The 12,447-nt window shown below is 66.9% G+C and carries 5 protein-coding genes; all 5 read left to right on the forward strand.

Annotated features, from left to right (window positions below):
* Positions 1-315: 315 nt before the first annotated feature.
* The 5 genes from rpoB (at position 316) to fusA (ending at position 12,395) form a co-directional block, all read left to right on the forward strand.
* Entirely contained in the window at positions 316-4,488 is a 4,173-nt protein-coding gene (gene rpoB, locus U3649_RS07810; protein ID WP_407354280.1) for a DNA-directed RNA polymerase subunit beta, read from the forward strand.
* Between the two features lie 126 nt (positions 4,489-4,614).
* The gene (gene rpoC, locus U3649_RS07815; protein WP_407354281.1) at positions 4,615-8,850 is read left to right on the forward strand and encodes a DNA-directed RNA polymerase subunit beta'; all 4,236 of its coding nucleotides are present in this window, start codon (positions 4,615-4,617) and stop codon (positions 8,848-8,850) included.
* Between the two features lie 343 nt (positions 8,851-9,193).
* The gene (gene rpsL, locus U3649_RS07820; RefSeq protein ID WP_024891235.1) at positions 9,194-9,568 is read left to right on the forward strand and encodes a 30S ribosomal protein S12; all 375 of its coding nucleotides are present in this window, start codon (positions 9,194-9,196) and stop codon (positions 9,566-9,568) included.
* Between the two features lie 102 nt (positions 9,569-9,670).
* Complete coding sequence (rpsG, locus tag U3649_RS07825) at positions 9,671-10,138, forward strand: 30S ribosomal protein S7 (protein WP_407354282.1); 468 nt, start codon at positions 9,671-9,673, stop codon at positions 10,136-10,138.
* 166 nt (positions 10,139-10,304) lie between these two features.
* Complete coding sequence (fusA, locus tag U3649_RS07830) at positions 10,305-12,395, forward strand: elongation factor G (protein ID WP_407354283.1); 2,091 nt, start codon at positions 10,305-10,307, stop codon at positions 12,393-12,395.
* Positions 12,396-12,447: the final 52 nt, after the last annotated feature.

The following is a 12,447-nucleotide window of genomic DNA, read 5'->3' on the forward strand; positions in this document are numbered from 1 at the left end:
TTGCGTCGCCGGATCCACCAGGCGACCAGCCGAGGCTGGGGGCGAAAGCCCCCGGCCTTGGGGCCGTTCAAGAACGGCCGGGATTGGAGATTCGGGATTCGGGATTCGGAAAAGCCGGGGCAACTCCGCTTTTGCCAATCCCCAATCTCGAATCCCTAATCCCAGTTCTCAAAGTCGACAGTCGGAAGTAGCGGGAGAAGGCGTGCTGGTGCCGGCAATACCAGCGACTTCCCACTGGCGATTTTCCCGATCAGATATTGATTCCCCCAGAGCCGCGGACGCGCGGTTCGCAGATGCCAAAGGCGGTCATTCCCCATGACGACATCCCCGCAGCAATCCGGTTATTCGTTCACCGAAAAGAAGCGCATCCGCAAGGACTTCGGCAAGCGCCGGACCATCCTCGAGGTGCCGTTCCTGCTCGCGATCCAGGTCGATTCGTACCGCGACTTCCTGCAGGCGGACGTCGATCCGGCCAAGCGCCAGGACCGCGGCCTGCACGCCGCGCTGAAGTCGGTGTTCCCGATCGTCAGCTACAACGGCTACGCGGCGCTGGAGTACGTCGGCTACAAGCTCGGCGATCCGGTGTTCGACGAGCGCGAGTGCCGCAACCGCGGCCTGTCCTACGGCGCGCCGCTGCGCGTGACCGTGCGCCTGGTGATCTACGACCGCGAGTCGTCCAGCAAGGCGATCAAGTACGTGAAGGAGCAGGAGGTCTACATGGGCGAGATCCCGCTCATGACCGGCAACGGCACCTTCATCGTCAACGGCACCGAGCGCGTCATCGTCTCGCAGCTGCACCGCTCTCCGGGCGTGTTCTTCGACCACGACCGCGGCAAGACCCACAGCTCGGGCAAGCTGCTGTACTCGGCGCGCATCATCCCCTACCGCGGCTCGTGGCTCGACTTCGAGTTCGACCCGAAGGACGCGCTGTTCACCCGCATCGACCGCCGCCGCAAGCTGCCGGTGTCGATCCTGCTGCGCGCGCTCGGCTACTCCAACGAGGAGATGCTGAACGAGTTCTTCGAGATCAACACCTTCCACATCGACCCCGAGCAGGGCGTACAGCTCGAGCTGGTGCCCGAGCGCCTGCGCGGCGAGACCCTCGACTTCGACCTCGCCGACGGCGACCAGGTCATCGTCGAGGCCGGCAAGCGCATCACCGCGCGCCACACCAGGCAGCTGGAACAGTCGGGGATCGCCGCGCTGGCGGTGCCGGACGAGTACCTGCTGGGCCGGATCCTGTCGCACGACGTGATCGATCCGGAAACCGGCGAACTGCTGGCGGCCGCCAACGACGAGATCAGCGAGGAGCAGCTGGCCTCGTTCCGCAAGGCGGGCGTGGAGGCCGTGGGCACCATCTGGGTCAACGACCTCGATCGCGGCCCGTACATCTCCAACACCCTGCGCATCGACCCGACCAAGACCCAGCTCGAGGCGCTGGTCGAGATCTACCGCATGATGCGTCCCGGCGAGCCGCCGACCAAGGACGCCGCGCAGAACCTGTTCCACAACCTGTTCTTCACCTTCGAGCGCTACGACCTGTCGGGCGTGGGCCGGATGAAGTTCAACCGTCGCCTCGGCCGCAAGGAGACCGAGGGCGCCTCGGTGCTCTACGACTCGCACTACTACGCCGAGCGCAAGGACGAGGACTCGGTGAAGCTGCGCGAGCAGTTCGGCGACACCTCCGACATCCTCGACGTGATCAAGGTGCTCACCGAGATCCGCAACGGCCGCGGCACCGTCGACGACATCGACCACCTCGGCAACCGCCGCGTGCGTTCGGTCGGCGAGATGGCCGAGAACGTGTTCCGCGTCGGCCTGGTGCGCGTGGAGCGCGCCGTGCGCGAGCGCCTGACCATGGCCGAGGCCGACGCCCTGACCCCGCAGGAGCTGATCAACGCCAAGCCGGTCGCGGCGGCGGTGAAGGAGTTCTTCGGCTCGTCGCAGCTGTCGCAGTTCATGGACCAGAACAATCCGCTGTCCGAGGTCACCCACAAGCGCCGCGTCTCGGCGCTCGGCCCGGGCGGCCTGACCCGCGAGCGCGCCGGCTTCGAGGTGCGCGACGTGCATCCGACCCACTACGGCCGCGTCTGCACCATCGAGACCCCGGAAGGCCCGAACATCGGCCTGATCAACTCGCTGGCGGTGTTCGCCCGCACCAACCGCTACGGCTTCCTGGAGACGCCGTACCGCAAGGTGGTGGGCGGCAAGGTGACCGACGAGATCGAGTTCCTCTCGGCGATCGAGGAGAACGAGTACGTCATCGCCCAGGCCAACGCCCCGCAGGACGCCAACGGCAAGCTCGACGCGCAGTTCGTCGACTGCCGCTACCAGGGCGAGTCGCTGCTCAAGCCGCCGTCCGAGGTCGACTTCATGGACGTCTCGCCGATGCAGACCGTGTCGGTGGCGGCGGCGCTGGTGCCGTTCCTGGAGCACGACGACGCCAACCGCGCGCTGATGGGCGCCAACATGCAGCGCCAGGCGGTGCCGACGCTGCGCGCGCAGAAGCCGCTGGTCGGGACCGGCATCGAGCGCGCCGTGGCGCGCGACTCGGGCGTGACCGTGAACGCGCGCCGCGGCGGCGTGATCGAGCAGATCGACGCCGGCCGCATCGTGGTCAAGGTCAACGAGGACGAGATCTCCGGCGAGCACGACGCCGGCGTCGACATCTATTCGCTGATCAAGTACACGCGTTCCAACCAGAACACCTGCATCAACCAGCGTCCGCTGGTGAACGTGGGCGACGTGATCGCGCGCGGCGACGTGCTGGCCGACGGCCCCTCGACCGACATCGGCGAGCTGGCCCTGGGCCAGAACATGCTGGTCGCGTTCATGCCCTGGAACGGCTACAACTTCGAGGACTCGATCCTGCTCTCCGAGCGGGTGGTCGAGGAGGACCGCTACACCACGATCCACATCGAGGAGCTGACCGCGGTCGCCCGCGACACCAAGCTGGGGCCGGAGGAGATCTCCGCCGACATCCCCAACGTCTCCGAGCAGGCGCTCAACCGCCTCGACGAGTCGGGCGTGGTGTACATCGGCGCCGAGGTGCGCGCCGGCGACATCCTGGTCGGCAAGGTCACGCCGAAGGGCGAGAGCCAGCTGACCCCGGAGGAGAAGCTGCTGCGCGCGATCTTCGGCGAGAAGGCCTCGGACGTGAAGGACAGCTCGCTGCGCGTGCCCCCGGGCATGGACGGCACCGTCATCGACGTGCAGGTCTTCACCCGCGACGGCATCGAGAAGGACAAGCGCGCGCGCCAGATCGAGGAGAACGAGGTCAAGCGCGTCAAGAAGGACTTCGACGACCAGTTCCGGATCCTCGAGGGCGCGATCTACGCCCGCCTGCGCTCGCAGATCGTCGGCAAGGTCGCCAACGGCGGCGCCGGCCTGAAGAAGGGCGACACCGTCACCGACGCCTTCCTCGACGGGCTGAAGAAGTCCGACTGGTTCGCGATCCGCATGAAGGACGCCGAGGCGGTCGAGGCGGTCGAGCGCGCGCAGAAGCAGATCGAGGCGCACCGCAAGGAGTTCGACCTGCGCTTCGAGGACAAGCGCGGCAAGATCACCCAGGGCGACGACCTCGCCCCGGGCGTGCTGAAGATGGTCAAGGTGTTCCTGGCGGTGAAGCGTCGCATCCAGCCGGGCGACAAGATGGCCGGACGCCACGGCAACAAGGGCGTGATCTCCAACATCGTGCCGGTCGAGGACATGCCGTACATGGCCAACGGCACCTCGGTCGACATCGTGCTCAATCCGCTGGGCGTGCCGAGCCGCATGAACATCGGGCAGATCCTGGAAACCCACCTGGGCTGGGCCGCCAAGGGCCTGGGCCAGAAGATCCAGCGCATGCTCGAGGCGCAGGCGAAAGTCGCCGATCTTCGAAAGTTCCTCGACGAGGTCTACAACCACGACAGCAAGCTGATCGGCGAACGCGTCGACCTCAAGCAGTTCAGCGATGCCGAGCTGCTGGCGTTGGCGAAGAACCTCACCGACGGCGTGCCGATGGCGACGCCGGTGTTCGACGGCGCGGCCGAGTCCGAGATCAAGGCCATGCTCACGCTCGCCGACCTGCCGACCAACGGCCAGACCCAGCTCTACGACGGCCGCACCGGCGAGGCGTTCGACCGCCACACCACGGTCGGCTACATGCACATGCTGAAGCTGAACCACCTGGTCGACGACAAGATGCACGCGCGCTCGACCGGTCCGTATTCGCTCGTCACCCAGCAGCCGCTGGGCGGCAAGGCGCAGTTCGGCGGCCAGCGTTTCGGCGAGATGGAAGTCTGGGCGCTGGAAGCCTACGGCGCGGCCTACACCCTGCAGGAAATGCTGACGGTGAAGTCCGACGACGTGCAGGGCCGCAACCAGATGTACAAGAACATCGTCGACGGCGAGCACGAGATGGTCGCCGGCATGCCGGAGTCGTTCAACGTGCTGGTCAAGGAGATCCGCTCGCTGGCCATCAATATGGAGCTCGAGGAGCACTGAGGAGCGGTGATTGGGGATTCGTGATTCGTGATTCGAAAGAGCAACAACTCGAATCCGGCCCGCGAATCCGCTTCTGACAAATCACCAATCACCAATTACGAATCACGCTCCATCGGAGACAAAGACATGAAAGATCTACTGAACCTCTTCAATCAACAGCGTCCGACGCTCGATTTCGACGCGATCAAGATCGCGCTGGCGTCGCCGGACATGATCCGCTCCTGGTCCTACGGCGAGGTCAAGAAGCCGGAGACCATCAACTACCGCACCTTCAAGCCGGAGCGCGACGGGCTGTTCTGCGCCGCCATCTTCGGGCCGGTGAAGGACTACGAGTGCCTGTGCGGCAAGTACAAGCGCATGAAGCACCGCGGCGTGGTGTGCGAGAAGTGCGGCACCGAGGTCACCCTGGCCAAGGTCCGCCGCGAGCGCATGGGCCACATCGACCTGGCGTCGCCGGTCGCGCACATCTGGTTCCTGAAGTCGCTGCCCTCGCGCATCGGCCTGATGCTGGACATGACCCTGCGCGACATCGAGCGCATCCTGTACTTCGAGGCGTTCGTCGTCACCGAGCCGGGCCTGACCCCGCTCGAGCGCGGCCAGCTGCTCAACGAAGAGCAGTTCATGCAGATGCGCCAGGAGCACGGCGACGACTTCGACGCTGCGATGGGCGCCGAGGCGGTCTACGACCTGCTGCGCACGATCGACCTGCAGGCCGAGATGATCAAGCTCAAGGAAGACATCGCCGCCACCGGTTCGGAGACCAAGCTCAAGCGCCTGACCAAGCGCATCAAGCTGGTCGAGGCCTTCGTCGAGTCCGGCAACCGTCCCGAGTGGATGATCATGACCGTGCTGCCGGTGCTGCCGCCGGACCTGCGTCCGCTGGTGCCGCTGGACGGCGGCCGCTTCGCCACGTCCGACCTCAACGACCTGTACCGCCGCGTCATCAACCGCAACAACCGCCTGCGCCGCCTGCTCGAGCTCAACGCGCCCGACATCATCGTGCGCAACGAGAAGCGCATGCTGCAGGAGTCGGTGGACGCGCTGATGGACAACGGCCGCCGCGGCCGCGCCATCACCGGCACCAACAAGCGCCCCTTGAAGTCGCTGGCCGACATGATCAAGGGCAAGCAGGGCCGGTTCCGCCAGAACCTGCTCGGCAAGCGCGTCGACTACTCCGGCCGTTCGGTCATCGTGGTCGGCCCGACCCTGCGCCTGCACGAGTGCGGCCTGCCGAAGAAAATGGCGCTGGAGCTGTTCAAGCCGTTCATCTTCTCCAAGCTGCAGCGCCGCGGCCTGGCGACCACGATCAAGGCCGCCAAGAAGCTGGTCGAGCGTGAAGAAGCGGAGGTCTGGGACATCCTGGAAGAGGTCATCCGCGAGCATCCGGTGCTGCTCAACCGCGCGCCGACCCTGCACCGCCTGGGCATCCAGGCGTTCGAGCCGGTGCTGATCGAGGGCAAGGCGATCCAGCTGCACCCGCTGGTCTGCACCGCGTTCAACGCCGACTTCGACGGCGACCAGATGGCCGTGCACGTGCCGCTGAGCCTGGAGGCCCAGTTGGAAGCGCGCGCGCTGATGATGTCGACCAACAACATCCTCAGCCCCGCCAACGGCGAGCCGATCATCGTGCCGTCGCAGGACGTCGTGCTCGGCCTGTACTACATGACCCGCGCGCTCGAGGGCAAGAGCGGCGAGGGCATGGCCTTCGCCAACGTCGCCGAGGTCAAGCGCGCCTACGACCACCGCGTGGTCGAACTGCACGCCAAGGTCAAGGTGCGCATCACCGAGACGGTGATCGACGACGATGGCAACAAGGAACGCCGCAGCTCGGTCGTGGACACCACGGTCGGCCGCGCCCTGCTGGCCGAGATCCTGCCGGACGGGTTGCCGTTCGCGCTGGCCAACACCGAGCTGACCAAGAAGAACATCAGCCGCTTGATCAACTCCTGCTATCGCCAGCTCGGGCTCAAGGACACGGTGGTGTTCGCCGACAAGCTGATGTACACCGGCTTCGGCTACGCGACCCGCGCGGGCGTGTCGATCGGCATCGACGACATGACCATTCCCGACGAGAAGAAGGGCATCCTGGAAGAGGCCGAGACCGAGGTGCTGGAGATCCAGCAGCAGTACCAGTCGGGCCTGGTCACCGCCGGCGAGCGCTACAACAAGGTGGTCGACATCTGGTCGCGCACCAACGAGCGCGTCGCCAAGGCGATGATGGACGCGATCGGCACCGAGACCGTGACCAACGCCAAGGGCGAGAAGGTCGCGCAGAAGTCGATGAACTCGATCTACATCATGGCCGACTCCGGCGCCCGTGGTTCGCAGGCGCAGATCCGCCAGCTGGCCGGCATGCGCGGCCTGATGGCCAAGCCGGATGGTTCGATCATCGAGACCCCGATCACCGCGAACTTCCGCGAGGGCCTCAACGTCCTGCAGTACTTCATCTCCACCCACGGCGCCCGGAAGGGCCTGGCGGACACGGCGCTGAAGACGGCGAACTCCGGCTACCTGACCCGCCGCCTGGTCGACGTGGCCCAGGACGTGGTGATCACCGAGGACGACTGCGGCACCACCACCGGCCTGACCATGACCCCGATCGTGGAAGGCGGCGACGTGGTCGAACCGCTGCGCGACCGCGTGCTCGGCCGCATCGTGGCCGAGGACGTCTACCTGCCGGGCGACGACGAGGATCCGATCGTCACCCGCAACACCCTGCTCGACGAGGCCTGGGTGCAGAAGCTCGAGGACGCGGGCGTGCAGAGCATCCAGGTGCGCTCGACGATCACCTGCACCTCGTCGTTCGGCGTCTGCGCCATGTGCTACGGCCGCGATCTCGGCCGCGGCCACCTGGTCAACCACGGCGAGGCGGTCGGCGTGGTCGCCGCGCAGTCGATCGGCGAGCCCGGCACGCAGTTGACCATGCGCACGTTCCACATCGGCGGCGCGGCCTCGCGTGCGGCGGCGATCGACAACGTCACCGTCAAGACCACCGGCTCGGTCAAGTTCAACAACCTCAAGTCGGTCGAGCACGCCAGCGGCGGGCTGGTCGCGGTGTCGCGCTCGGGCGAGCTGTCGGTGCTCGACGGCCACGGCCGCGAGCGCGAGCGCTACAAGCTGCCGTACGGCGCGATGGTCAACGTCAAGGACGGCGCCGCGATCAAGGCCGGGCAGACGGTGGCCAGCTGGGATCCGCACAACCACCCGATCGTCTCGGAAGTCGCCGGCTCGATCCGCTTCGTCGACTTCATCGACGGCGTGACCGTGATCGAGAAGACCGACGAGCTGACCGGCCTGGCCTCGCGCGAGATCACCGATCCCAAGCGGCGGGGCTCGCAGGGCAAGGACCTGCGCCCGCTGGTGCGCATCGTCGACAAGAAGGGCAAGGACCTCACCATCCCGGGCACCGACCTGCCGGCGCAGTACCTGCTGCCGCCGCGCTCGATCGTCAACCTGCAGGATGGCGACGCGGTCGGCGTCGGCGACGTGGTCGCCAAGATCCCGCAGGAGGCGTCCAAGACCCGCGACATCACCGGTGGTCTGCCGCGCGTGGCCGACCTGTTCGAGGCCCGCAAGCCGAAGGACCCGGCGATCCTGGCCGAGAAGTCCGGCGTGGTCAGCTTCGGCAAGGACACCAAGGGCAAGCAGCGCCTGATCATCAAGGGACCGGACGGCGACGAGCACGAGGAGCTGATCCCCAAGTACCGCCAGATCATCGTGTTCGAAGGCGAGCACGTGGAGAAGGGCGAGACCGTGGTCGACGGCGAGCCGAGTCCGCAGGACATCCTGCGCCTGAAGGGCGTCGAGGAGCTGGCCGCGTACCTGGTCAAGGAGATCCAGGATGTCTACCGCCTGCAGGGCGTGAAGATCAACGACAAGCACATCGAGGTGATCATTCGCCAGATGCTGCGCAAGGTCGAGATCACCGATGCCGGCGACAGCCGGTTCCTGCAGGGCGAGCAGGTCGAGCGCCAGCGCGTGATCGAGGACAACGCGCGGGCGGAGTCCAAGAGCGAGCTGCCAGCCAGGTTCGACCCGGTGCTGCTGGGCATCACCAAGGCCTCGCTGGCCACCGAGTCGTTCATCTCCGCGGCGTCCTTCCAGGAGACCACCCGCGTGCTGACCGAGGCGGCCGTGCGCGGCACCCGCGACAGCCTGCGCGGACTGAAGGAGAACGTCATCGTCGGCCGGCTGATCCCGGCGGGCACCGGGCTGGCCTACCACGCCCAGCGCCGGCGCGACGCCTCCGGGTTGACCGAGTCGGAGATGGAGGCCCTCTCGGGCAGTAGCGCCGAGGAGGCCACCGCGGTCACCGAGGGCGCCGGCGGCGAATCCGGCCCGGAGGCGGGCGCGGGCGAGTGAACCAGGGCGGCGGGTCCCCGGCCCGGCGGCGGTGCGTCCGCCGCCGGGCTTGTGAAACCCGGCCGATGGCCCTATAACTGCACGCCAGCGACGGCCGAAGGGCCGTCCCAGATCACGAAATGAGGCGCCACGGACGCGCCTCGTATTCGGCCCAGGATGGGCGGGATGACGCGGAATCGTCACCCGGCGGCGCCTCCAGGCGATCCCGGGCGCATGGGTTGGTCTTGCGTTGACGCTCGGCGTCTGCGCCGGCTATACTTTTCCGTCTCGGCGGGCCGGGTTCACCTGGCCTGCCTTCGTTTTCACGCATGGGCTCCGGCCCCAACGACAGAACCCACACACGATGGCAACGATCAACCAGCTGGTGCGGAAGCCGCGCAGCCCGGAAACCTACAAGAGCACCTCGCCGGCGCTGGCGAACTGCCCGCAGCGCCGCGGCGTCTGCACGCGCGTCTACACGACGACGCCGAAGAAGCCGAACTCGGCCCTGCGCAAGGTCGCCAAGGTGCGCCTGACCAACGGCTACGAGGTCATCTCGTACATCGGCGGCGAAGGCCACAACCTGCAGGAGCACTCGGTGGTGCTGATCCGCGGCGGCCGCGTCAAGGACCTGCCGGGCGTACGCTACCACACCGTCCGCGGCTCGCTCGACGCCGCCGGTGTCGCCAAGCGCAAGCAGGCCCGTTCCAAGTACGGTGCCAAGCGCCCGAAGGGTTGAGGCATCGCCATCCGTTCCGACCGGTCGCGCCGACGCGGCGCGGGTCGGAGCACCGGCCTCGGCAATCGCCGAATCGAAGATTGATAGAACAAGGTCTGCATCATGTCCCGTAAAGGTTCTGCTCCGCAGCGCACCGTCCTGCCCGATCCCAAGCACGGCAGCGAGACGATCGCGCGTTTCATCAACATGGTCATGAAGAGCGGCAAGAAGTCCGTCGCCGAGAAGATCGTGTACGGCGCCATGGACGTCATCGGCGAGAAGAACGGCAACGCCCTCGAGCTGGTCGAGAAGGCGCTCGGCAACGTGTCGCCCTCGGTCGAGGTGAAGTCGCGCCGTGTCGGTGGCGCCACCTACCAGGTGCCGGTCGAGGTGCGCGCGTCGCGCCGCAGCGCGCTGGCGATGCGCTGGCTGATCGAGTCGGCGCGCAAGCGCGGCGAGAACACCATGCCGCGCAAGCTGGCGGGCGAGCTGATCGACGCCGCCGAAAGCCGTGGCGGCGCGATCAAGAAGCGCGAGGAAACCCACCGCATGGCGGAAGCGAACAAGGCGTTCGCGCACTACCGCTGGTGATCCCCGTGGCCCCCTGAGGGCCACCCAGGCGTCCGTCGCGCAAGCCGCGGGACGCCGTCGGCGACCCGGGCCGCCCGGGCCGCAACACGCGAATCGGAAGCCGCCGTCCTGGCGGCGTCCGGCCATTCCGGCCCGGCATCGCCGGGCCCAGAAACGAGAGACGACCGTGGCTCGCACCACTCCCATCGAACGCTACCGCAACTTCGGCATCATGGCCCACATCGATGCCGGCAAGACCACCACGTCCGAGCGCATCCTGTTCTACACCGGTGTCAGCCACAAGATCGGCGAAGTCCACGACGGCGCCGCGGTGATGGACTGGATGGAGCAGGAGCAGGAGCGCGGCATCACCATCACTTCCGCCGCCACCACGGCGTTCTGGAAGGGCATGGACCAGTCGCTGCCCGAATACCGCCTCAACATCATCGACACCCCCGGCCACGTCGACTTCACCATCGAGGTCGAGCGCTCGCTGCGCGTGCTCGACGGCGCGGTGTTCGTGCTGTGCGCGGTCGGCGGCGTGCAGCCGCAGTCCGAGACCGTGTGGCGCCAGGCCAACAAGTACTCGGTGCCGCGGCTCGCGTTCGTCAACAAGATGGACCGCACCGGCGCCAACTTCGACAAGGTCGTCGAGCAGCTCAAGTCGCGCCTGGGCGCGTACCCGGTGCCGATGCAGACGCCGGTCGGCGCCGAGGACGGCTTCGAGGGCGTGATCGACCTGGTCAAGATGAAGTACATCCACTGGGATCCGGCCTCGCAGGGCACGATCTTCGAGTACCGCGACATTCCCGCCGAGCTGGCCGACAAGGCCGCCGAGGCGCGCAACTTCATGGTCGAGGCCGCGGCCGAGGCCAATGAAGCGCTGATGGACAAGTATCTCGAGGGCGGCGAGCTCACCGAGGAGGAGATCGTGGCCGGCCTGCGCGAGCGCACGCTGAAGACCGAGGTCATCCCGGTGTTCTGCGGCAGCGCGTTCAAGAACAAGGGCGTGCAGGCGATGCTCGACGGCGTCGTGCAGCTGCTGCCGTCGCCGGCCGACCGGCCGCCGGTGCAGGGCGTCGACGACTCCGAGAAGGAGGCCTCGCGCAGGGCCGACGACAAGGAGCCGTTCTCGGCGCTGGCGTTCAAGATCATGACCGACCCGTTCGTCGGTTCGCTGACGTTCTTCCGCGTCTACTCGGGCGTGCTCAATTCCGGCGACCAGGTCTACAACCCGGTCAAGTCGAAGAAGGAGCGCGTGGGCCGCATCCTGCAGATGCACTCCAACAACCGCGAGGAGATCAAGGAAGTGCGCGCCGGCGACATCGCCGCGGCGGTGGGCCTGAAGGACGTCACCACCGGCGACACGCTGTGCGCCCAGGACAGCATCATCACCCTGGAGCGGATGGTGTTCCCGGAGCCGGTGATCCACATGGCCGTCGAGCCGAAGACCAAGTCCGACCAGGAGAAGATGGGCCTGGCGCTCGGCCGGCTGGCGCAGGAGGATCCGTCCTTCCGCGTGCGTACCGACGAGGAGTCCGGCCAGACCATCATCGCCGGCATGGGCGAGCTGCACCTGGACATCATCGTCGACCGCATGCGTCGCGAGTTCAACGTCGAGGCCAACGTCGGCAAGCCGCAGGTCGCCTATCGCGAGACCATCCGCAAGGCGGTCAAGCAGGACGGCAAGTTCGTGCGCCAGTCGGGCGGCAAGGGCCAGTACGGCCATGTCGTGCTCGAGATCGAACCGCAGGAGCAGGGCGCCGGCTACGTGTTCGAGAACGCGATCGTCGGCGGCGTGGTGCCGAAGGAGTACATTCCGGCGGTCGACAAGGGCATCCAGGAAGCGATGGCCAACGGCGTGATGGCCGGCTACCCGATCGTCGACGTCAAGGTCAGGCTGGTCGACGGTTCGTACCACGAGGTCGACTCGTCGGAAATGGCGTTCAAGATCGCTGGTTCCATGGGCTTCAAGGAAGGCTTCAACAAGGCCAGCCCGGTGCTCCTGGAGCCGGTGATGAAGGTGGAGGTGGTCACGCCCGAGGAATACCTCGGCGACGTGATGGGCGACGTCAGCCGTCGTCGCGGCATCCTGCAGGGGCAGGACGACAGCCCGTCCGGCAAGGTGATCAACGCGATGGTGCCGCTTGGCGAGATGTTCGGCTACGCCACCGCGCTGCGCTCGATGTCGCAGGGTCGCGCGACCTTCACCATGGAGTTCGACCATTACGCCGAGGCGCCGTCCAACATCGCCGAGACGGTCAGCAAGAAATCGTGATTCATGATTCGGGGTTCGTGATTCGAAAGAACGCGAATCCCGCTTCCTGCGA

Origin of the sequence: Luteimonas sp. R10, from assembly GCF_045689605.1 — a bacterium.
Taxonomy (GTDB): Bacteria; Pseudomonadota; Gammaproteobacteria; order Xanthomonadales; family Xanthomonadaceae; genus Luteimonas.